At 65.5% G+C, this 22,341-nt stretch carries 20 protein-coding genes and 1 tRNA gene; 10 read left to right on the plus strand and 11 right to left on the minus strand.

All coding sequences use genetic code 11. The annotated features are described in order from the left end of the window. The first annotated feature begins 50 nt into the window (after positions 1-50). Positions 51-127, plus strand: a tRNA-Met gene (locus GTK01_RS05215). A gap of 482 nt (positions 128-609) precedes the next feature. Next, on the plus strand, positions 610-1,320 hold the full coding sequence (locus tag GTK01_RS05220) for a ribonuclease activity regulator RraA (RefSeq protein WP_252924811.1): 711 nt from the start codon (positions 610-612) through the stop codon (positions 1,318-1,320). Positions 1,321-1,367: 47 nt separating this feature from the next. Here the strand turns inward: GTK01_RS05220 and GTK01_RS21050 are convergent, their stop codons facing one another. Beyond that, entirely contained in the window at positions 1,368-1,871 is a 504-nt protein-coding gene (locus GTK01_RS21050; protein WP_252924812.1) for a DUF6074 family protein, read from the minus strand. Between GTK01_RS21050 and GTK01_RS05230 the strand changes: the two genes are divergently transcribed. The 4 genes from GTK01_RS05230 to GTK01_RS05245 all read left to right on the plus strand — a co-directional run bounded on the left by GTK01_RS05230 (position 1,845) and on the right by GTK01_RS05245 (position 6,421). Then, positions 1,845-3,173, plus strand: a complete 1,329-nt coding sequence (locus tag GTK01_RS05230) for a tetratricopeptide repeat protein (protein ID WP_371924275.1) — start codon at positions 1,845-1,847, stop codon at positions 3,171-3,173. The genes GTK01_RS21050 and GTK01_RS05230 overlap by 27 nt on opposite strands. 83 nt (positions 3,174-3,256) lie before the next feature. Continuing rightward, positions 3,257-4,705: a xylulokinase gene (gene xylB / locus GTK01_RS05235; RefSeq protein WP_252924813.1), complete on the plus strand. Its 1,449-nt coding sequence runs from the start codon at positions 3,257-3,259 to the stop codon at positions 4,703-4,705. 4 nt (positions 4,706-4,709) lie between these two features. Then, on the plus strand, positions 4,710-6,020 hold the full coding sequence (gene xylA, locus GTK01_RS05240; protein ID WP_252924814.1) for a xylose isomerase: 1,311 nt from the start codon (positions 4,710-4,712) through the stop codon (positions 6,018-6,020). Between the two features lie 179 nt (positions 6,021-6,199). Then, the gene (locus tag GTK01_RS05245; RefSeq protein WP_252924815.1) at positions 6,200-6,421 is read left to right on the plus strand and encodes a hypothetical protein; all 222 of its coding nucleotides are present in this window, start codon (positions 6,200-6,202) and stop codon (positions 6,419-6,421) included. Between the two features lie 4 nt (positions 6,422-6,425). Here GTK01_RS05245 and GTK01_RS05250 read toward each other — a convergent pair whose 3' ends face one another. Then, positions 6,426-7,220, minus strand: a complete 795-nt coding sequence (locus GTK01_RS05250; protein ID WP_252924816.1) for an IclR family transcriptional regulator C-terminal domain-containing protein — start codon at positions 7,218-7,220, stop codon at positions 6,426-6,428. Between the two features lie 103 nt (positions 7,221-7,323). Here GTK01_RS05250 and GTK01_RS05255 point away from each other — a divergent pair, with 103 nt between their 5' ends. From GTK01_RS05255 to pcaF, 3 genes are read left to right on the plus strand one after another with little or no spacing between them, the layout of a single operon-like run. Continuing rightward, positions 7,324-8,061 (plus strand): 3-oxoacid CoA-transferase subunit A, encoded by a 738-nt coding sequence (locus tag GTK01_RS05255; protein ID WP_252924817.1) that lies wholly within the window; start codon positions 7,324-7,326, stop codon positions 8,059-8,061. Continuing rightward, positions 8,058-8,729, plus strand: a complete 672-nt coding sequence (locus GTK01_RS05260; protein WP_252924818.1) for a 3-oxoacid CoA-transferase subunit B — start codon at positions 8,058-8,060, stop codon at positions 8,727-8,729. Before GTK01_RS05255 ends, GTK01_RS05260 begins: the two co-directional genes overlap by 4 nt. 2 nt (positions 8,730-8,731) lie before the next feature. Next, entirely contained in the window at positions 8,732-9,940 is a 1,209-nt protein-coding gene (gene pcaF / locus GTK01_RS05265; RefSeq protein ID WP_252924819.1) for a 3-oxoadipyl-CoA thiolase, read from the plus strand. A gap of 19 nt (positions 9,941-9,959) precedes the next feature. Here the strand turns inward: pcaF and GTK01_RS05270 are convergent, their stop codons facing one another. The 5 genes from GTK01_RS05270 to GTK01_RS05290 all read right to left on the minus strand — a co-directional run bounded on the left by GTK01_RS05270 (position 9,960) and on the right by GTK01_RS05290 (position 16,195). Continuing rightward, positions 9,960-10,745 (minus strand): carnitinyl-CoA dehydratase, encoded by a 786-nt coding sequence (locus tag GTK01_RS05270; RefSeq protein WP_252924820.1) that lies wholly within the window; start codon positions 10,743-10,745, stop codon positions 9,960-9,962. Next, the gene (locus GTK01_RS05275) at positions 10,742-12,847 is read right to left on the minus strand and encodes an acetate--CoA ligase family protein (RefSeq protein WP_252925057.1); all 2,106 of its coding nucleotides are present in this window, start codon (positions 12,845-12,847) and stop codon (positions 10,742-10,744) included. Before GTK01_RS05275 ends, GTK01_RS05270 begins: the two co-directional genes overlap by 4 nt. A gap of 187 nt (positions 12,848-13,034) precedes the next feature. Beyond that, the gene (locus tag GTK01_RS05280; protein WP_252924821.1) at positions 13,035-14,198 is read right to left on the minus strand and encodes an acyl-CoA dehydrogenase family protein; all 1,164 of its coding nucleotides are present in this window, start codon (positions 14,196-14,198) and stop codon (positions 13,035-13,037) included. Between the two features lie 4 nt (positions 14,199-14,202). Continuing rightward, positions 14,203-15,264 (minus strand): 3-hydroxyacyl-CoA dehydrogenase NAD-binding domain-containing protein, encoded by a 1,062-nt coding sequence (locus GTK01_RS05285; RefSeq protein ID WP_252924822.1) that lies wholly within the window; start codon positions 15,262-15,264, stop codon positions 14,203-14,205. A 4-nt stretch (positions 15,265-15,268) separates the two neighbouring features. Then, positions 15,269-16,195 (minus strand): 3-keto-5-aminohexanoate cleavage protein, encoded by a 927-nt coding sequence (locus GTK01_RS05290; protein WP_252924823.1) that lies wholly within the window; start codon positions 16,193-16,195, stop codon positions 15,269-15,271. 72 nt (positions 16,196-16,267) lie between these two features. Between GTK01_RS05290 and GTK01_RS05295 the strand changes: the two genes are divergently transcribed. After that, positions 16,268-17,248 carry a GlxA family transcriptional regulator gene (locus GTK01_RS05295; RefSeq protein WP_252925058.1) on the plus strand — a complete coding sequence of 327 codons (981 nt, stop codon included), beginning with the start codon at positions 16,268-16,270 and terminating at the stop codon, positions 17,246-17,248. Here GTK01_RS05295 and GTK01_RS05300 read toward each other — a convergent pair. From GTK01_RS05300 to GTK01_RS05315, 4 genes are read right to left on the minus strand one after another with little or no spacing between them, the layout of a single operon-like run. After that, on the minus strand, positions 17,245-18,906 hold the full coding sequence (locus GTK01_RS05300; RefSeq protein WP_252924824.1) for an ABC transporter ATP-binding protein: 1,662 nt from the start codon (positions 18,904-18,906) through the stop codon (positions 17,245-17,247). The two genes, GTK01_RS05295 and GTK01_RS05300, sit on opposite strands and share 4 nt — an antisense overlap. Beyond that, entirely contained in the window at positions 18,899-19,726 is an 828-nt protein-coding gene (locus GTK01_RS05305; RefSeq protein ID WP_252924825.1) for an ABC transporter permease, read from the minus strand. Before GTK01_RS05305 ends, GTK01_RS05300 begins: the two co-directional genes overlap by 8 nt. 4 nt (positions 19,727-19,730) lie before the next feature. Beyond that, positions 19,731-20,693, minus strand: coding sequence for an ABC transporter permease subunit (locus tag GTK01_RS05310; RefSeq protein ID WP_252924826.1), 963 nt, complete (start codon positions 20,691-20,693; stop codon positions 19,731-19,733). Positions 20,694-20,706: 13 nt separating this feature from the next. Next, entirely contained in the window at positions 20,707-22,299 is a 1,593-nt protein-coding gene (locus tag GTK01_RS05315; protein WP_252924827.1) for an ABC transporter substrate-binding protein, read from the minus strand. Positions 22,300-22,341 lie beyond the last annotated feature (42 nt).

A 22,341-nucleotide genomic window follows, 5' to 3' on the forward strand; every position in this document is an offset into this window, starting at 1 on the left:
CATTCGGACAAGCAGCCCGGATGACTGGCAAAAAAGCCAGACAATGGTGACGCGGGGTGGAGCAGCCCGGTAGCTCGTCAGGCTCATAACCTGAAGGTCGCAGGTTCAAATCCTGCCCCCGCAACCAAACAAAACCACCCAAATCCCACAACTTGCGCCGCGCCGAGCCAGCCTCTCGACCCGGCATCCGGCAGTTCATCGTCCCGCGATCCATGAGCCGCAAGGTCCTTGACTCAAATTTCAGTCCCGCAACCACATCGCAGCGACCCATCTTAAATCAGCCGCCCCATGGGCGGCTTTTGCGTTTGGAGCCAAAACCCATCGGCGAGGAAGCCGCATTAACACCGTACCAAATCCTGCCGCTCACTCTTATCGCCGAACGCGCAACCCAAAGCCGCAACCCTTGCGCACGAAGGCGACGAACGCCGCGGCGCCGAGCCGCGTTCATGCGCCTCCAATTAGCGGCAAGACCAACCGTAAACAGACGCACAGAGACGGGAGAGACGAGGCCAGTGCCGAAAGCGATCGGTCCAGAACATGCTGGCGGTTTCCCCGGCGCGCATTTGCGCTTAGACGGTTTGCAACCAACGCAAGCGAGGAGTTTCAGGAATGGCATTGGATCAGGCGGCAATCGAGACTTTGAAGGGCGTCTCCACCGCGACGCTCACCACGATTCTGTTGAAGAAGGGACTGCGCAACGTGTGGATGCGCGGCACCAAGCCGTTGCGTCCCGGCCAGCCGCGCTCGGTCGGCCCGGCCTTCACCTTCCGGTTCGTGCCCGCGCGCGAGGACCTCGCGACGCCGGCAAGCTGGGGCTCGCCGATCTCGACCCGCGCCGCCATCGAGGCGATGCCCGAAGGTTCGATCGCCGTCATCGACGGGCAAGGCGTCATGGATGCCGGCGTCTTCGGTGACATTCTCGTCTCGCGCATGGCCAAGCGCGGCGTCGCCGCCATGGTGACGGACGGCGTGGTGCGCGATCTTGCCGGCGTGCTCGGCGCGAACTTGCCGGTCTGGTGCAACGGCGTCGCCGCCTCGCCCTCGGTGGCGGGTCTGACGTTCGTCAACTGGCAGGAGCCGATCGGTTGCGGCGGCGTCGCGGTGTTTCCGGACGACGTGATCGTGGTCGATGATGACGGCGCAGTCGTCATTCCCGCCGCGCTCCTCGACGACGTCCTCGCCGAGGCGCCCGAGCAGGAGCGGATGGAAGCCTGGATCATGGAAGAGGTCGGCCGCGGCGTTGCGCTGCCGGGCCTCTATCCGATGAATGCCGAGACGAAGGCGCGCTACGAAGCTTTCAAGGCCGGTTCGTCCAGTTAGGCGACTTGCCGGGCGTCGGCGGATGCGGTCGCCCGGCTTCCCCGCTCTCAGCGCAGGGAAATAATCTCGGCCATCCAGGGCTCGGCGTCGCGGCGCGCGGCGATCGCCTGGTTGACTTCGTGAAAGAAGGCGCCGATGGCCTCATCCTGCGCGAGTTCGGGGAGGCCGAGGAGTTCGAGTTCGGCGAACATGGTCTGGGCCACGCGCCCGGCATAACGGTCGGCGACGCGGTCGTTGCTTGCGCGTTGCAAGGCTGTGGCTACGGCCTCGATGCGGCCCTGCCGGCGTTCCATCGGAAACAGCCGGATCGCGGCTCTGGCCGCTTCATCTTCATTCAAACGCACGCTACCCATCCCCTCGGTCACGAAATGCAAGTCTGCCGGTGCGAATCGCCCGGCGTTGTCCGCATGATTGTCGCCGCGTGGTTGACGAGATGTTACTTTCGCCGAAATGCGCGTGAACGCGTCAGGCTTGGCAGGCGCGGCGCGGCGGGCGTAGGCTCCAAATTCAACCGGAGCTCCTTCATGGCGACTGACGCGCTTGATCTTCACATCTCTGGCGGAGGGAACGGCGCGGCCGCGCATCTGATGCGCGGCGTGGCGGAGCTGCAATGCTTCATCGGCGATCCGGTGGGCGCGGCGAATGCGGCGATTGCGGCGGACCGGGGCACAGTGATGGCGCATGTGCTGAAGGGCTATCTCTATGGGCTCTCGACCGAGCCGACGGCCGCGCCCGTCGTTCGCGCCGCCCATGCGGCCGCCGCCGCGTTGCCTGCCAATACTCGCGAGAAGGCGCATGTCGCCGCGCTCGGCCATCTCGCCGCGGGCCGCTGGCACGATGCGGGGCGCGTGCTTGCCGATCTGGCGGCAGAGTATCCCCGCGATGCACTGGCGCTTCAGGCCGGACACCAGATCGATTTCTTCACCGGCAATGCGTCGATGCTGCGCGGACGGATCGAGCGCGCGCTACCGGCCTGGGACGCGGGCATGGCGGGCTACCATGCCATCCTCGGGATGCGCGCCTTCGGGCTGGAGGAAAATGGCGAGTACGAAGACGCCGAACGCGCCGGCCGACAAGCGGTTGATCTCAACCCGCGCGACGGCTGGGCACAGCACGCGGTGGCGCATGTCATGGAAATGCAGTGCAGGCAGCGGGAGGGCATCGCATGGATGCGCGGCAACGCCGAGCACTGGACGAAGGAGAGCTTTCTCCAGGTCCACAACTGGTGGCATCTCGCGCTTTACCATTTCGACCTCGGGGAGACCGACGAGGTGCTGGCGCTTTATGACGGGCCGATCTTCGGCGCACGATCGACGGTTGCGCTCAACATGGTCGACGCTTCCGCGATCCTCTGGCGGCTGCACCTGGGCGGTGTCGATGTCGGCGACCGCTGGACACCTCTCGCCGCGCAGTGGGCGCCGCATGCGGGCGTGTCGGCCTACGCCTTCAACGACATGCATGCGATGATGGCATTCGTTGCAGGGGGCAGCGAGGCGGCGGCGGCGCGCCTTCTGGCCGCGCAAGACGAGGCGGTTGCGGGCGCGGGCGCGGGCGACAATGCTGGCTTTACGCGGGATGTCGGCCGGCCCATCGCCCGTGCGCTCCATGCGTTCGGGCGCGGCGACTATGCCGAGACGGTGCAGCTCTTGAGCGCCGTGCGTGCGCGCGCTCATTCCTTCGGCGGCAGCCACGCCCAGCGCGACGTGATCGACCTGACGCTGATCGAGGCTGCGATCCGCTCCGGCGATCGTGCAATGGCCGGAAGGCTGACCCGCGAGCGCGCATTGCGGCGCGAGGCGAGCCCGATGTCGGGTATCCTGTGGCAGCGGGCGGACGCCATCGCCGCGCGCTGATCGCCATTTATTGCGAGTTCCGAAAAAATTCGACTCGGCGGCGGCGTGCAATCTGCTAAGAGTCCGTCGGGGAGGAATTCGCCATGTATCTCGGGCTCGATCTGGGCACATCCGGTCTGAAGGCGTTGCTGATGGGCGCCGATCAGAAGGTCGTCGCGTCGGCATCCGCCGCGCTTTCGGTCTCTCGGCCGCATGACGGTTGGTCGGAACAGGATCCGGCTGATTGGATCGGGGCCGCCGAGGAGGCGATCGGTGCGCTTGTCCTGTCCCACCCCAAGGAGATGGCCGCCATGCGTGGCATCGGCCTTTCCGGGCAGATGCACGGCGCAACGCTGGTCGACGGCGCCGGCGTGGTGCTGCGGCCCTCGATCCTCTGGAACGACACGCGCAGTCACGCCGAGGCACGCGCGCTCGACGCCGATCCGCGCTTCCGGCAGATCACCGGCAATATCGTCTTTCCCGGCTTCACCGCGCCAAAGCTCGCCTGGGTTCGCGCCAACGAACCGGAGATTTTCGAGCGCGTGGCGAAGGTCCTGTTACCGAAGGACTATGTACGACTCTGGCTCACTGGCGAAATGATCTCCGAAATGTCGGATTCTGCCGGAACGGCCTGGCTTGACGTTGCAAACCGGCGCTGGTCGCTCGATCTTCTCGCCGCGACGGGGCTTGCCGAAGAGCACATGCCGAGCCTTGTCGAGGGCACCGAGCCTGCCGGTCGATTGCGCGGCGAGCTTGCCGCCAGATGGGGCATGACGGGCCATGTGATCGTTGCGGGCGGAGCGGGGGACAATGCGGCTTCTGCCTGCGGGCTCGGCGTCGCCAAAGGCGGCGAGGCTTTCGTTTCGCTTGGCACGTCGGGTGTGGTGTTTGCTGCCACCGACAGCTATCTGCCGAACCCGCAAAGCGCGATCCACACCTTCTGCCATGCCTTGCCGAGAACCTGGCACCAGATGGGCGTCATCCTGTCGGCGACGGACGGGCTCAACTGGCTCGCCAGCGTGACCGGCGCGGAACCGGCCGCACTGACGGGCGAACTTGGCACCGAGTTGCGCGCGCCGTCTGGCGTCACCTTCCTGCCCTACCTTTCCGGCGAGCGGACGCCGCACAACGATGCGGCAATCCGCGGCGCCTTTGTCGGCCTGTCGCACCAGAGCGACCGCGCGAACCTGACGCAGGCCGTGCTCGAAGGCGTTGCGTTTGCGCTGCGCGACAATCTCGAAGCGCTGCGTGCCGCCGGAACGGAGCTTTCCTCAGTCATGGCGGTCGGCGGCGGCTCGCGCTCGCAGCTCTGGCTGAAGACGATCGCGACGGCGCTCGGCATCCCGGTCGAACTGCCCGCGGACGGCGATTTCGGCGCGGCCTTCGGCGCCGCGCGCCTCGGCCTCATCGCGGCGGAGAAGGCCGAGCCGGCCTCCATCCTGACGCGGCCCCGCATCGCCTCAACCATCGAACCCGACCGCGCGCTGGCCTCGGCCTATGGGGACGCCTATGCACGTTTCCGCGCGCTTTATCCTGCACTCAAAGGAGTTTGACCTCATGAGCACCGGTTTCTTCGGCGACATAAAGCCGATCAAGTTCGAAGGCCCGCAATCGACGTCCGAACTGGCCTACCGTCACTACGATCCGAACGAGATCGTGCTTGGCAAGCGCATGGAAGACCATCTGCGCTTTGCCGTCGCCTACTGGCACTCTTTCGCCTGGCCGGGCAGCGACCCGTTCGGCGGCCAGACCTTCGAGCGGCCCTGGTTTGGCGAGACGATGGAAGCGGCGAAAATGAAGGCGGATGTCGCCTTCGAGATGTTCAGCCTGCTCGGCGCGCCATTCTACTGCTTCCATGATGCGGACGTGCGGCCCGAGGGCGCGACTTTGAAAGAGAGCATCTCGCGGCTCGACGAGATCGCGGATGTGTTCGCGAAGAAGCAGGAAGAGACCGGCGTCAAGCTCTTGTGGGGCACCGCCAACCTCTTCTCACACCGCCGCTACATGGCGGGCGCGGCGACCAATCCGGACCCGGATGTCTTCGCCTATGCGGCCGCCACGGTGAAGAGCTGCGTCGATGTCACCAAGCGGCTCGGCGGCCAGAACTACGTGCTGTGGGGCGGGCGCGAGGGCTACGAGACGCTGCTCAACACCGATATGAAGCGCGAACGCGATCAGGCAGGCCGGTTCCTGTCGCTCGTCGTCGACTATGCGAAGAAGATCGGATTCGACGGCACAATCCTGATCGAGCCGAAGCCGCAGGAGCCGACCAAGCACCAGTATGATTTCGACGTCGCGACCGTCTACGGCTTCCTGAAGGATTTCGGCCTGGAGAAGGAGGTCAAGGTCAATATCGAGCAGGGCCACGCCATCCTCGCCGGCCATTCCTTCGAGCACGAACTGGCGCTTGCAGGCGCTCTCGGCATCTTCGGTTCGATCGACATGAACCGCAACGACTACCAGTCCGGCTGGGACACCGACCAGTTCCCCAACAACGTGCCGGAGATGGCGCTAGCCTATCTGGAGGTGCTGAAGGCCGGTGGCTTCACCACGGGGGGGACCAATTTCGACGCCAAGCTGCGCCGCCAGTCGCTCGATCCGGTTGACCTGCTCGCGGCCCATGTCGGAGGCATGGATTGCTGCGCGCGCGGGCTGAAGGCGGCGGCGAAGATGATCGAGGACAAGGCGCTCTCCGCGCCGCTCGAGGAGCGCTACGCCGGCTGGTCCGACCCGGACGCCGCGAAGATGCTCGAGGGGTCCTATTCGCTCGAAGAGATTTCGAACTGGGCGCTCGATACGGGGCTCGATCCGCAGCCGGTCTCGGGCCGGCAGGAGCGGCTGGAAAACATCGTCAACCGCTACGTCTAGCGGCGCGGAAGCACGGCGCGTTTACTTCTGGGGCGGGGCGGGGAAGAAAAGTCTCCGGCCCGCCCCATTTCGGACGCGCGCTTGTCTTCGAGCTGTCATCGATCCCGGCTATTTCTTTCCGCATCGAACGAGCATCGAAACGCCTTACGGCGATCGTGCTTGGAGGAAAGGAGGAATCGATGCTTCACCACCTGAACCACAACACCCGCGCGGATCGCGCTCTTTGCAACGGTTCCGCCGATATGGGATCGATCGTTGACCGGTTGCTGGCCGTGGCTGAAGAACCGGCAAGCGACAACGAGATCGACCGCGCCATTGCACAGCACCGGCAGTTGACGCTCGCCCGCACCATCAAGGGACTGATCGAGCGCGACGCGCACAGTGCCTGCCAAGCGGCCTGACCCCCTACTGCACCACGAAGAAATCCTCGATCGAACCGGCGGCCTTTTTCAGGAGCGGGAGGAACTCCCGCTCCATTTCCGACAGCGGCATCCGTGCCGATTGCGTGGAGACGTTGATCGCCGCGACGATCGCGCCCGTGCGGTCGCGGATCGGTACGGCGAGCGAGCGCAGGCCGATCTCGAGTTCCTGGTCGACGATGGCGTAGCCGTCTTCGCGCGCCTTCGCGACGAGGCGGGCGAGTTCGCCAGGGTTGGTCACCGTCCGGTCGGTCTTGGCGAGGATCGCGGCGCGCGCGAGGAACGCGTGGAGGTCGGCGTCGGACAGGCCCGACAGGAGTACCCGGCCCATCGATGTGCAGTAGGCCGGCAGGCGCGTGCCGACATGAAGGGCGACGCCGACGATGCGCGCGCCGGCGATGCGGGCGACATAGACCACGTCCTCATCCGCCAGTACGGCTGCTGAGCAGCTTTCGTTCAATGTCTGCGAGACCTCGCGCATGAAGGGCTCGGCATAGGTCCACAGCGAAGCGCCGGAAAGCCATGTGCGCCCTAGCGTGATGAGGCGGGGCGACAGGCGAAAGATGCGCCCGTCCTGCCGGGCATAACCGGAGGCAACGAGGGTGAGGAGGAAGCGACGCGCGCCGGCGCGCGTCAGCCCCGCGCGATCGGCGACCTCGCTCATCGTCAGCCCGGCCGGATGCGCCGCCAGGATCTCCAGGACGCCCAGCCCGCGTTCCAGCGACCCGACACGATCGGTGCGGCTTGTCGGCTCTTCGATTGACACGTTACCCTCGGTCATCTAGAGCGTGTATCGCATATGGAACATGTGTTCGCAATGCGAACTTTCCTGAATTCGATATGCGGTCGGTTTCCTGCCGGCCGCCAACATTTCCGGGAGCGAGATGAACAAGATCACCCCCAGCATCGAGGATGCGATCGCCAGCATCGAAGACGGCATGACCGTCATGATCGGCGGCTTCGGCGGCTCGGGCGCGCCGATCGAACTGATCGACGCGCTCGTCACGCGCTACAAGGAGACCGGCTCGCCGGGCCGGCTGACCGTCGTCAACAACAACGCCGGCAATGGCGCGGTCGGCATCGCGGCGATGATCTACGCCGGCATGGTTGCCAAGATGGTCTGTTCGTTCCCGCGCTCGACGGATTCGCGCGCCTTTACCGAGCGCTATCACGCCGGCGAGATCGAGCTCGAACTGGTGCCGCAGGGCACGCTCGCCGAGCGCATCCGTGCGGGCGGGGCCGGCATTCCGGCCTTCTATACGCCGACGAGCTTCGGCACGGACATCGCCAAGGGCAAGCCGGTCGCCGAGTTCGACGGCCGGCCTTACGTGCAGGAGCGCTGGCTCAAGGCGGATGTCGCGATCATCAAGGCCGAGCTTGCCGACGCCAAGGGCAATCTCACCTACAACAAGGCGGCGCGCAATTTCGCGCCCTTGATGGCGATGGCGGCGGCGAAGACGATCGTCCAGGCGCGGCAGGTGGTCGAGCCCGGCGCGATCGATCCCGAGCACGTCGTAACGCCCGGCATCTTCGTCGACACGATCGTCGAGGTGACGGATCCACGCCAGGAAGAGGCATTGCTGCGCGAAAGCGCGCGCTTGAAGGAAGGGGCCGGCGCATGACCGCGAAACTCACCAACGCCCAGATCGCCTGGCGCGCGGCGCAGGACATCCAGGACGGGGCCTATGTCAATCTGGGCATCGGGTTTCCCGAGATGGTGGCGAAGTTCAAGCCACAGGGCCGCGAGGTCATTTACCACACCGAGAACGGCGTCCTCGATTTCGGCGAAGCGCCGCCGGCCGGTGAGGAAGACTGGGACCTGATCAACGCCGGCAAGAAGGCGGTGACACTTAATCCCGGCGCATCCTTCTTCCATCATGCCGACAGCTTCGCCATGGTGCGCGGCGGCCATCTCGACGTCGCGATCCTCGGCGCCTACGAGGTGGCGGAGAATGGCGACCTCGCCAACTGGTCGACGGGTCCGAAATCGGTGCCTGCCGTCGGCGGCGCGATGGACCTTGTTCACGGAGCCAAGCGCGTCTGCGTCATCACCGACCACGTCACAAAGGACGGCAAGCCGAAACTCGTCGAGCGCTGCTCGCTGCCGCTGACCGGCGTCGGCTGCGTGACGACGGTCTACACCAGCCTTGCCGTCGTCGAAATCATCGACAAGCGTTTCGTCCTGCGCGAAAAGCTGCCGTCCATCAGCATGGAAGACCTGCAGGCCGTGACCGGAGCCAAGCTCGTGGTTGAAGGTGCCTGCAAGGATCTGATCGTACCGGAGGTTTGAACATGGCTGACGCCTATATCTGCGACTATATCCGCACGCCCATCGGCCGCTTCGGCGGCTCGCTCTCCTCCGTGCGCGCCGACGATCTTGGCGCCGTGCCGATGAAGGCGCTGATGGAGCGCAATCCCGGCGTCGACTGGGCAGCCATCGACGATGTCGTCTATGGCTGCGCGAACCAGGCCGGCGAGGACAACCGCAACGTCGCGCGCATGTCGCTGCTTCTGGCCGGCCTGCCGGAGGTCGTGCCCGGCGCGACCGTGAACCGGCTCTGCGGCTCGGGCATGAACGCCGTCATCAATGCCGCCCATGCCATCAAGGCAGGCGAGGCCGAAATCATGATCGCCGGCGGCGTGGAGAGCATGTCGCGCGCGCCTTTCGTCATGCCGAAGGCCGAGACGGCATTCTCGCGCAATGCGGAAATCTACGACACCACCATCGGCTGGCGCTTCGTCAATCCCTTGATGAAGAAGCAGCATGGTGTCGATTCCATGCCGGAGACGGCCGAGAACGTCGCCGAGCAGTTCCAGATCAGCCGCGCCGACCAGGACGCCTTTGCCGCGCGCAGCCAGGACAAGGCCGTCGCCGCCCAGGAGAACGGCCGGCTGGCGAAGGAGATCGTCGCCGTGACGATCCCGCAGCGCAAAGCCGACCCGATCGTGGTCGACAAGGACGAACATCCGCGCGCCGGCACGACTGCCGAGAAGCTCGGCAAGCTGCCGACGCCCTTCAAGAAGGAGGGTGGAACGGTCACCGCGGGCAACGCTTCGGGCGTCAATGACGGCGCGGCGGCACTCATCATCGCGTCGGAGGCGGCGGTGAAGAAATACGGCCTGACGCCGACCGCGCGCGTCCTGGGCGGTGCGGTCGCTGGCCTTGCGCCGCGCATCATGGGCTTCGGCCCGGCGCTCTCGACCCGCAAGCTGGTCGATCGCCTCGGCATGAAGGTTTCCGACTTCGACGTGATCGAACTCAACGAAGCCTTCGCCAGCCAGGGGCTCGCCACGCTGCGCGATCTCGGCATCGCCGACGACGCGGACCATGTGAATCCGAACGGCGGCGCGATCGCGCTTGGCCATCCGCTCGGCATGTCGGGCGCGCGCATCACCGGCACTGCTGCGCTGGAGCTCAAGGAACGCGGTGCGCGCTACGGCCTGGCGACGATGTGCATCGGCGTCGGCCAGGGTATATCGATCGCCATCGAACGGGTTTGACGAACGGCTGGGAGGGGCGTTAGCGCCCCTTCCACACCGGGTCGCGCTTTTCTGCGAACGCCTTGAAGCCTTCCGGTCCGTCTTCCGACTCGTAGAGTTCATCGACCGTTCGGAACTGGCGCTTGGTGATGCGGTTCATGGCCGATTGAAAAGTCTGGCCTTCGGCCTCGCGCGCGACTTCCTTGATCGCGGCAAAGACCAAAGGCGGGCCAGAGGCGAGCAGGCGGGCGACGTCCCAGACGCGCTCTTCCAACTGGTCGGCCGGATGCACCTCGTTGACGAGGCCCCAGCGATGGGCCTCCATCACATCCATCCAGCGGCCGGTCAGAAGCATATCCATCGCGACGTGATACGGGATGCGGCGCGGCAGCTTGATGGTCGCCGCGTCGGCCAATGTGCCGGCCTTGATTTCGGGCAGGGCGAAGCTCGACGTTTCGGACGCGTAAATGAGATCGCACGAGAGCGCGAGTTCGAAGCCGCCGCCCACGGCCATGCCGTTGACGCAGGCGATGACCGGCTTGTTCATGTCGCGCAGTTCCTGCAGGCCGCCGAACCCGCCGACGCCATAGTCGCCGTCGACCGCATCGCCATCCGCCGCCGCCTTCAGGTCCCAGCCGGCTGAGAAGAACTTGTCCCCGGCAGTTTTCACGATCGCGACGCGCAGGTCCGGATCGTCGCGGAAGGTTTTGAAGGTCTGGCCGAGCAGGCGCGAGGTTCTCAGGTCGATCGCATTCGCTTTCGGGCGGTCGAGCGTGACCTCAAGGATCGCGCCTTCGCGGCGGGTTTTGACGACGTCTTCGCTCATGCGGTTTGCTCCAAAGTTTCGAAATCGCCGACCAGTAGCGCATCCGCGATGAATGCGCCGCGTTCGCACACGATTAGCGGGTTGATGTCGAGTTCCACGATCCGCCCCTCATTCTCGACGACGAAATCGCAAATGGCGAGGATGGCGTCGATCGCGGCCGCGACATCGCCTTTCGGGCGGCCGCGATAGCCGTCGAGGAGCGGGAAGAGCCTGAGCGATCGCAGCGCCGTTTCGATCTCGTCGCGGCTGGCGGGAAGCAGAAGCGTCGCGGCGTCTGCCAAGAGCTCGACGAGAACGCCGCCCGAGCCGATGGTCAGCAGCGCGCCGAAGACGGGATCGGGCGAGACGCCGACGATGAGTTCGCCAACCGCGCCCTCGACCATGCGTTCGACATAGAGGCTCGCGCCAAGGGGCAAGAGGGCGGTCGCGGCGGCTTCGACCGCAGCGGCGTCGCGCAGGTTCAGCCGGACCGCTCCGTGCTCGGATTTGTGCGCGAGGCCAAGGGCCTTGAGCGCAACGGGGAACCCGAGGGCTTTGGCTGCGGTGACGGCTTCCGGTGCGGAGGATACGCGGCGACCGGCAGGAACGGAGAGATTGCGCGATGCGAAGAGCGATTTGGCGGATGCTTCGTCGAGGGTCTGGCACGGCGCGCCCGGCACTCGATTGCGGGCCATTTCTCCATCAAGAGGGGAGATCATGGACGTCAGGCCAGACGGTGGTGTCCGGGCCCAAACCGATCCCACGAACGCCGCCGCTTCCGCCGCAGCCATCGCTTCCTCAATGCCGTGCAATGGTACGATGCCGCGCGCGAGAAGTTCGTCCGCGTGTCCCTCGGAGAGATTCTCCGCCATCGACGCCACGATTGCGCCGCGCGCACCGTTCGCCTTGAGCGCTGCTTCGAAGGCGCGCACTGTTGGCCACCAGTCGGCATCCGAGCAGCGGTCGGCGCGGGGGAAGTCGAGCACCAGCATGTTGAGGTCAAAGCCGCCCGCGATCATGGCGGTGAAGGTCGCGGTCATGGCCGGTTCGTCGTTCCAGATGAAGGTGTGGTAGTCGAGCGGATTGGCGAGCGCGACCAACGGGCCGAGCGTTGCCTTGACCTTGTCGCGATGCGACCCGCTGAGGGGCGGGAAGGTCACGGTGCGCCCGTCGGCGGCATCGGCCATCACCGACGCCTCGCCGCCCGAACAGCTCATCGAGGACAGCCGGTTGCCGGGTAGCGGCCCGGCGCCGTGGAGAAGTTTCAGCGTTTCGAGGAAGGCCGGGATCGAGTGCACGCGGGCAATGCCGAGGCGCTTCAGGATCGCTTCGGAGCCTGCTTCGGAACCCGCCAGCGACGCCGTATGCGAGATGGTCGCCGCGCGGGCCTGCTCAGAGCGGCCGACCTTCATCGCGACGATCGGCTTCTTCAGTTCGCGCGCGCGGGCCGCCAGGCGCTCGAAGCCAGGAACGGAATCGAAGCCCTCGATGTGGAGACCGAGTACGGACACGCGCTCGTCCTCGATCAGGCCGAGCGCCATTTCCGACAGGCCGGTCTGGGCCTGGTTGCCCGCCGTCATCAGGAAGGCAACGGGCAGCCCGCGCGCTTGCATGGTCAGGTTGCAGGCGATGTTGGAAGATTGCGTGATGATCGCCGCGCCGCGCGCGCCCGGTGCCAGGCGCCGGCCGCCGTGCTGGTCAGGCCAGAGCAGGGCGCCGTCGGCGTAGTTGATCAGCCCGTAGCAATTCGGCCCGATGACGGGCATGTCGCCGGCGGCTTCGACGAGCTCGCGCTGAAGACGGGCACCGTCCGCGTCGTCCGCCTCGAGAAATCCGGCGGCGAACGAGATCGCTCCGCCGGCCTTGCGAGCCGCAAGCTCGCGCAGAATATCGATCGTGGCGAAGCGATTGACGCCGATGAAGGCCGCGTCCGGGGCACCCGGCAGGTCGGCGATGGAGCGGAAGGTTGGAACGCCTTCGATCTCGGTCCGGGTCGGGTGGACCGGCCAGATGTCGCCGGCAAATTCCATCTTGAGCGACTGCCTGACGACGTTGACCGCGAAAGCGCCGCCGCCGACGACGGCGATGGAGCGCGGGCGAAGGAGACGTTCGAGGCGGGTCATGCGGTGGAAGGGGTCTTTTGAAACGACCCCCACCCTTTATCCCTCCCCACAAGGGGGAGGGAGACTTGGACATTGCATGCAAGCATTCGGCGCAGCTCTCGGTGGGATCGGCGCGATGCTGACGATTGCCCTCCCCCTTGTGGGGAGGGATAAAGGCTGGGGGTTTGCAGCGCGGAGCCGGTCAAGTTCACCCTCCGACCGCCCGCAGCAGCGCGCGTGAGATGATGTGCCGCTGGATCTCGCTCGTGCCTTCCCAGATGCGTTCCACGCGCGCGTCGCGCCAGATGCGTTCGAGCGGCAGTTCGTCCATCAGCCCCATGCCGCCGTGGATCTGGATCGCTTCGTCGGCGACGAAGGCGAGCATCTCGCTGGCCTTCAGCTTCGCCATCGCCATGTCCATGTCGGTCACGGTGCCGGCGTCGTATTTCCAGCCGGCTTCCATCAGCATCAGGTCGGCCGCCTTCAGTTCGGTCGCCATGTCGGCGAGCTTGAACGAGACGCCCTGGAACTTGCCGATCTGCTGGCCGAACTGCTCGCGGCTCGCCGCCCATTCGACGGCGTGGCCGAGAGCGCGCTCGGCGCGGCCGATGCAGGTGGCGGCGACCTGGAGGCGCGTCGCGCCCAGCCAGGAATTGGCCACCTCGAATCCCTTGTGAACCTCACCTAGCACCTGGCTCGCCGGCAGGCGGCAATCGTCGAACTCCAGCACGGAATTGGTGTAGCCGCGATGCGAGACGTTCCGGTAGCCGTCGCGCACGGTGAAGCCGGGCGTGCCCTTGTCGACAAAGAAGGCGGTGATGCGCTTCTTTTTCCCGCGTGGGGTTTCTTCCTCGCCGGTGGCCATGAAGACGATGGCGAAGTCGGCGAGGTCGGCATGGGAGATGAAGTGCTTGGTGCCGTTCAGCACCCAGTCGCCGCCATCCTGGCGCGCGCTCGCCTTCATGCCGCGCAGGTCGGAGCCGGCGCCGGGCTCGGTCATGGCGAGGCAGTCCCATTTTTCGCCGCGGATGCAGGGATAAAGATAGCGCTCCTTCTGCTCGTCGGTGCCAGCGAGAAGGATGTTCGAGGGGCGCGCGACGCAGGTCCAGTGCAACGCGTAATTGGCGCGGCCCAGTTCCTTTTCGTAGAGCAGCCAGGTCAGCGTATCGAGCCCCGCGCCGCCGACCTCCTCGGGCATGTTGGCCGCGTAAAGGCCAGCCGCGATGGCCTTTGCCTGAAGCTCCTTGACGAGGTCCATGCGCAGACGGCCGGTGCGTTCGACCTCGGCCTCGTGCGGATAGAGCTCGTTCTCGACGAAAGCGCGCGTCGTGTCGACGATGAGGCGCTGCTCTTCGGTCAGTGCGAAATCCATGGCGTCACGCCTTCTTCTTTTTCCTGGGCTTTGCCGCCTTTGCCTTGGCGGCGGCATCGGAAAGGGGACTTGCCGCCTGGCCGAGGCGTTTGACGTAGGCCTCGTGCAGGTGCCCCGCGCCCCAGCCCTTGCCGTCGTTCTCCTTCGACAGCGCTTCTATGATGGCAACGAGATTGTCGTCGCGGATGCGCTCAAGCTCGCGGATCGACCACTGGCCGGATTGCGCGTCAGATTGCGTGGCGATCAGGTCGACGAGGTCGTCGTTGAATTCGGGAACGTCCATGAGCTTGGTCCACGGCCAGGCGAGCGCCGGGCCGAACTGCGCCATGAAGTGCCGCATGCCCGCCTCGCCGCCGGCGATCCGGTAGGTCTGGAACATGCCCATCTGCGCCCAGCGCAGGCCGAAGCCATAGCGCATGATGTCGTCTAGTTCCTCGACCGTGCAGACGCCGTCCTTGACGAGCCACAGCGCCTCGCGCCAGGCCGCCTCCAGAAGCCGGTTGCCGACGAAAGCATCGATCTCCTTGTTGAGAACGACGCATTTCATGCCGATGGAGGTGTAGGCCTCGCTCGCACGCTCCACAGCCTCCCGGCTCGTCTTCTCGCCAGGCACGATCTCGTTGATCGGAAGCAGATAGACGGGGTTGAAGGGGTGGGCGACGAGGAAGCGCTCGGGGTGCTTCATGTCGACGGCCATGTCGGTCGCCTTGAAGCCGGAGGTGGAGGAGCCGATGATCGCGTCGGGGGCAGCGGCGGTTTCGATCTCGGCCAGCGTCTTCAGCTTGACCTCGAGCCGTTCGGGTACGCTCTCCTGGATGAGGTCGGCATCTGCGACCGCTTCGACAATGGAACCGACAAAGGTCACGGTTCCTTCTTTCGGCAACCCCTTCTTCGCCATGCGCGTGTAGGCGTGGCGCGCATTGGTCATGACCTCGTCGACTTTGCGCCTTGCCTCGGGATGCGGGTCGAAGACGGCCACGTCGATGCCGTTGAGCGCGAGCCGCGCGATCCAGCCGCCGCCGATGACGCCGCCGCCGATGCAGGCGGCCTTCCTGATGACGGCCATGAGATCAGTTCCCCTCTGCCGCCAGCGGCGCGCGTTTGGTCAGCTTGAGGCGCTTGCGCACCTCGTCCGGGCCGATGACGCGCGCGCCCATGTTCTCCACGATGGTCACGGCGCGCTCGACGAGCTGTGCGTTCGTTGCGAGCTCGCCCTTGCCCAGCCACAGATTGTCCTCCAGCCCGACGCGGACATTGCCGCCGGCGAGCACGGTTGCGGCGACATAGGCCATCTGGTTCCGGCCGAGCGCGAATGCCGACCAGTTCCAGTCCTTCGGGACGTTGTTGACCATCGCCATGAAGGTGTTCAGGTCGTCCGGGGCGCCCCACGGCACGCCCATGCAAAGTTGCACCAGTGCGTCGGGCGCCAGCACGCCTTCCTTGACCAGTTCCTTGGCGAACCAGAGATGGCCGGTGTCGAACGCCTCGATCTCGGGCTTGACCCCCATCTTCGTCATCATGGCGCCCATGGCGCGCAGCATGCCGGGCGTGTTCGTCATCACGTAGTCGGCCTCGGCGAAATTCATCGTGCCGCAGTCGAGCGTGCAAATTTCCGGCAGGCACTGGCGCACATGCTCGACGCGCTCGGCGGCGCCCGCCATGTCGGTGCCCTGTTCCTTGAGCGGCAGCGGCCTTTCGGTCGAGCCGAACACCATGTCGCCGCCCATCCCGGCGGTGAGGTTCAGGACGACGTCAATGTCAGCATCGCGAATGCGCTCGGTCACCTCGCGATAAAGCGCGATGTCGCGCCGTGGGGCGCCGGTCTCGGGATCGCGGACGTGGCAGTGGACGATCGCCGCGCCAGCCCTTGCCGCCTCGATCGCCGAATCCGCGATCTGTTTGGGCGAGCGTGGCACGTGGGGCGAGCGGTCCTGCGTGCCGCCGGAGCCGGTTACTGCGCAGGTGATGAAGACCTCGCGGTTCATTTCGAGCGGCATGGCATTTCCTCCAATATTTCCGTCAGGTTCGCGTTCCTTGCGTTCGTGTGTTTTGCGATTTACGCATTGAAATTGATGAAAAACGAAAAGCACCCAATCTTTTTGCCTGATCCAGCGCCGCTTGCGGTGACGTTTCTCGTGCTGCCGGGGTGCTCGCTGATGTGCGTCGCCTCGGCCATAGATCCGTTGCGTGCGGCAAACCGGGTCTGTGGTCGTCAGGCCTTCGACTGGCGTGTGGTTTCGCTCGATGGGGAACCGCCCCAGACGACCAGCGGTCTTCCGATTGCCGTCTCCGGTACATTCGACGCCGGCCGCACCGGCGATTTCGTCATCGCGATCGGCGGGTTCGGTTCGCGCGGCGCGCTCTCCGGGCCGGAGCTCGCCGCGTTCAAGCGGGCGGCAGGCGCCGCGCGTGCGGTCGGCGGCATCGAGGCGGGCGCCTGGGTGCTCGGCCATGCCGGACTTCTCGATGGGCGCGCGGCGACCACACACTGGGAAGACCTTGAGGACTTCGCCGCGGCCTTTCCCGAAGCCGACATTCGGCCCGACCGCTATGTGATCGACGGTCCCGTCATCACCGCAGGCGGCGCATCGCCGGGCTTCGACTTGATGCTCCATCTCATCCGATCGCGGCTCGGCATGAGCGTCGCGCTCGATGTAGCGAGCGTCTTCATCTACGACCAGGCAAGGGCGGCAAGCGACGCGCAGCCGCTTGTCTCGCTTGGCCGGCTCGACGGCCACGACCCCCGGCTTGCCCAGGCCGTGCGGACCATGGAGGCCCATGTCGACCGGCCGCTGACCATCGCTGCGATCGCACGCCGTTCGAAACTGTCGGTGCGGACGATGGAGCAGGTTTTTGGTCGCGCCATCGGCGAGAGCCCCGGCGCGTACTATCTGAGATTGCGGCTGAGTGCAGCGCGGCGCCTGGTTCTCGATACGCGTGAGCCGATGGCGGACATTGCCGCGCGGACGGGATTTTCGAGTTCGGCCTCGTTTTCCCGCGCGTTCAGGCGGGCGTTCGGCAAGCCGCCGAGCGCGATGCGGCGGGGCTAGTTCCCCGCAGCCGCCATGCGCCGCCCCGAGATTGCCTTTTCCAGCCAACCGATCTCCATCTCGGGGACGGAAGAAAGGAGAAGCTGGGTGTAATCGTCATAGGGTGGTTGGAGAACTTTCGACTTCGGCCCGTAGCGTACGACCTCGCCGCGATACATCACGGCGATCGAATCGGCGATGGCCCTGACGGTCGCAATGTCGTGGGTGATGAAAAGGTAGGAGACCTGCTCCTGCTTCTGCAGCTCCAGGAGCAGCTTGAGGATGCCATTGGCGACCAGCGGATCGAGCGCGCTCGTGACCTCGTCGCAGATGATCAGCTTCGGGTCGGCCGCAAGCGCGCGGGCGATGCAGACGCGCTGCTTCTGGCCGCCGGAAAGCTCCGCCGGGTAGCGGTCGGCAAAGCCCCGGCCCATCTCGATCTTTTCGAGGAGTTCGTTGACGCGCCGATCGCGTTCCGCGCCGCGCAGGTTGAAATAAAATTCCAGCGGGCGTCCGATGATCGTGGCAACCGTTTGGCGCGGGTTCATCGCCACGTCCGCCATCTGGTAGATCATCTGGAGTTCGCGCAAATCTTCGCGCTTTCGGTTGGCCAGACGCGCAGGCAATTCGCGCCCGTCGAAGGTGATCGAGCCTTCTTTGGGAGGCAGAAGACCGGTGATGGCGCGCGCCAGCGTCGACTTGCCCGAGCCTGATTCGCCGACGACGGCGAGCGTCTGGCCCGACATGATGTCGACCGTCACGTTTTTCAGGACGTCGATATGTCCGCCGCCATAGGCAGCCGTCACGTTCTTTACCGACAGGAGCGGGGTGCCTTCGGGCGCCTGTTCGTCATGCTCGACGTGATGAGCGGCAACGAGCTGCTGGGTGTAGGTTTCCTTCGGCTCGTCGATGATCTGGCGCGTCTCGCCCCATTCCACCGTCTTGCCGTGGCGCAGCACCATGATCTCGTCGGAGACCTGCGCGACGACGGCAAGGTCGTGGGTGATGTAGAGAGCTGCAACGCCGGTGTCGCGGATCGCCTCCTTGATCGCGGCGAGGACGTCGATCTGCGTCGTCACGTCGAGCGCGGTCGTGGGTTCGTCAAAGATGATGAGGTCGGGTTCCGAGCACAGCGCCATCGCCGTCATCACGCGCTGGAGCTGGCCGCCGGACACCTGATGCGGGTAGCGTTTGCCGATGTTTTCAGGATCGGGAAGGGACAGCTTGCGGAACAGCTCGACCGCGCGCGCTTCGGCCTCGCGGCGCGAGGACACGCCATGCTTCAAGGTGGCCTCCACGACCTGATCCATCAATTTGTGGGCGGGATTGAAGGCTGCCGCCGCGGACTGGGCGACATAGCAGACTTCGCGTCCGCGCAGGCGACGCACCTTGCGGTTGCCCTCCTTCAGCATGTCGCGACCGTTGACCAGCACCTCGCCGCCGGTGATCCGCACGCCGCCGCGGCCATAGGCCATGGGCGAGAGGCCGATGGTGGACTTGCCGGCGCCCGACTCACCGATGAGTCCGAGGACCTTACCCTTGTGCAAGGTGAGCGAAACACCATCGACGATCGTGATGTCGTGCGGATCCTCGTCAGGCGGATAGACGGTCGCCTCGATCTTCAGATCGCGAATGTCGAGCAGCGGCGCGCCTTTGAGATTGGACTTTTGCTCAGGCATTGCCGCGCCCTCCCTTCAAATCGGTGGTGCGGTTCAAGATCCAGTCGGCGACCAGATTGACCGAGATCGCCAGCGCCGCGATGGCACCAGCCGGGATCAGAGCGGCCGGAATGCCGAAGACGATGCCCTCGCGATTCTCGCGCACCATGCCGCCCCAGTCCGCATCCGGCGGCTGGACGCCCAGGCCAAGGAAGGAGAGGGCAGAAAGGAACAGGACCGCGTAGATGAAGCGCAGGCCAAGCTCCGACACGAGCGGCGAGAGTGCGTTGGGCAGGATCTCGCGGAAAATGATCCAGCGCGTGCCTTCGCCGCGCAGCTTGGCCGCCTCGACGAAATCCATAACGTTGATGTCGACCGCGACCGCGCGCGACAGGCGGTAGACGCGGGTCGAATCCAGGATCCCCATGACGAGGATCAGGATCGGGATCGTCGATGGCAGGACGGAGAGCACCACGAGGCCGAAGATCAGCGTGGGGATCGACATCAGGAGATCGACGAAGCGCGACATCAGCGTGTCGAACCAGCCGCCGATGACCGCTGCCATGAAGCCGAGGATCGAGCCGAGCGTGAAGGCGAGCGCGGTGGAAGCGACGGCGATGAAGACGGTGATCCGTGCGCCGTAGATCATGCGCGAAAGCAGGTCGCGACCCAGATTGTCCGTGCCGAGCCAGAATTGCGCGGAGGACGGCTCCCACACACCGCCGAGGACTCGCGATCCGGGGTAGGGCGCGATCCAGGGCGCGAAGATCGCGACGATGAGAAGAACGACGGTGACGAAAAGGCCGATCGCCGCGCCGATGGGCATGCGCTTGAACATCATCGCGTCACCTCCGGTGCCTGAGGCGCGGATTGGCGAGGATCGCCACGATGTCCGCGATGAGATTAAGGCCGATATAGACGGCGGCGAAGATCAGCCCGACCGCCTGCACGACCGGCACGTCGCGCTTGGAGACGTGGTCGACGAGATATTGCCCCATCCCCGGATAGACGAAGATGACCTCGATCACGACGACGCCGACGATAAGGAAGGCGAGGTTGAGCATCACGACGTTTACGATCGGTGCGACGGCGTTCGGGAAGGCGTGCTTGCGGATGATCTCGAAAAGCGACAGACCCTTCAATTCGGCGGTCTCGATATAGGCTGACTGCATGACGTTGAGGATCGCCGCGCGCGTCATGCGCATCATGTGCGCCAGGACGACGAGCGTCAGCGCGGTCGCCGGCAAAGCGATCGCGCGCATCCGATCCGTGAAGGACATGGTGTCGTAGACGGTCGACACGCTCGGGAACCAGCCGAGGCGCACGGCGAAGACGTACATCAGCACGTAGCCGATGAAGAATTCGGGCAGCGAGGTTGCCGAGAGGGCAAGGCCGGAAATCGTCTTGTCGACGAAGCCGTTGCGATACCGCACGGCGATGAGGCCGAGCAGGATAGCCAGCGGGACCGAGACGACGGCAGCCCAGAAAGCGAGGAAGAGCGTGTTCTTCAACCGGGGCCAGATCGACGTGGCGATGTCCATGCGGTTGGAAAGAGCCGTGCCGAGGTCGCCCGTCAGGACGCCGCCGAGCCAGCGGAAATAGCGGATGTAGGCCGGGTCGTTGAGCCCGAGTTCGCGGCGCAGATTTTCCAGCGCCTGCGGTGTCGCCGCCTGGCCGAGGATCGACTGGGCGACGTCGCCCGGCAGAATCTCGGTGCCCAGGAAGATCAGCACCGAGACAGCAAGAAGGAGAAGGAAGCCCAGCGCAATGCGCTGGGCGATGAGTGTCAGTACCGGGTGTGCCCCCACGTGCCCGCCCCGATCAGGCTTGATCGAGCCAGACGCGGGTCGCCGCCCTCAGATTGGACGTCTCGTGATTGGGGTCCTGCACCCAGCCCTTGACCTCCTCGCGGCGTGCGTCGAGGAAGTCGTTGAACATCGGCAGGATCAGGCCGCCATCGTCGCGCACCTTGGTCGCGGCCTCGCGATACATCTCGGCGCGTTTGGTGTCGTCGAGCTCCGCGCGTGCGGTGCGGATGAGCGTGTCGAAACCCTCGTCGAAGAAGCGGGTGTCGTTCCAGTCGGCGCCGGTGATGTAGGCGGTCGAGTACATGGAATCCTGCGTCGGGCGGCCGCCCCAGTAGGAGGCACAGAAGGGCTGCGCGTTCCAGACTTCCGTCCAGTAGCCGTCGCCCGGCTCGCGCTGGACGTCGATCTGAATGCCGGCGGCCTGCGCCTGCTGCTGGTAGAGCTGGGCAGCGTCGACGGCGCCTGGGAAGGCGACTTCCGAGGTGCGCAGCAGGACGGGGCCCGAATGGCCCGACTTCTTGTAGTGGAACGCGGCTTGCTCGGGATCGTAGACGCGCTGCTCGATGCCTTCGGGGTAAAGCGCGTAGGAGGGCGAGATCGGGAAATCGTTGCCCACCGAGGCGTGACCGGCAAGAATCTGCTCGACCATCTGCTCGCGGTCGATGGCGAGCTTCAAGGCCATGCGCAGGTCGTGGTTGTCGAACGGCGCGGTGTTGCAGTGCATGATGAAAACGTAGTGGCCCTTGGAGGGCACGCTTTCGATATGCACGCCCGGCATGCGGGCCAGAAGGGCGACGGTGCGCGGCTCAACGCGGTTGATGATATGGACCTGGCCCGACTGCAGCGCGGAGGTGCGCGCCGTTGCATCGTTCATGACGACGATCTCGACCGAGGCGACGTGACCGACATCGTCGTTCCAGTAGCCGTCATATTTGGTCGAGACGTGACGGATGCCCGGCTCGTTCACCTCGACCTTGTAAGGCCCGGTGCCGATGCCGGCGAGCGGGTCGTCATAGCCGCCATTGGGCTGGATCACGAGATGGTAGTCGGTGAGGAGAAGCGGCAGGTCGGCATTGCCGGAGGTAAGCTTGAAGACGACGTTGTCGCCGTCGATCGAGATGTCCTCGATGTCGCGCAGGACCCCCAGCGCGGCCGATTCCGTGGATTCGTCCGAGTGGCGGCGGATCGTCTGGGCGACATCCTCAGGCGTCATTTCCTTGCCATTGTGGAAGGTGACACCCTTGCGGATCTTGAAGCGCCATTCCGCCGCGTCGTCCGAGGCCTCCCAGGATTCGGCGAGCACCGGCTGCGGCGTGCCGTCCCTCGGCGACTGGAGGACGAGAAGCTCACCCCAGGTCGAGCCGAAATTCTGCGGCACCTGCGTCAGCCATTGAGCCGGGTCGAGGCTGTTGGTGGATTCGCCGCCCTGCAGGCCCATGCGCAGATCGCCACCCTTCTGCGGTCCCTGGGCGCGCGCCGCGCCGATCAGCAGCGAGTTGGCGAATGTCGAGGTGACGCCGAGGGCGGCCGCGCGGCCGAGAAAATCGCGACGGTTCAGCTTGCCGCTCGCGACATAGCGGCTCAAAAATTCAAGTTCCTTCGACATTGCCTGTTCCTCATTCGATCGTGTGATCCGAACCCATTGAGC

Source organism: Aliihoeflea sp. 40Bstr573 (assembly GCF_024105655.1).
Taxonomy (GTDB): Bacteria; Pseudomonadota; Alphaproteobacteria; order Rhizobiales; family Rhizobiaceae; genus Aliihoeflea.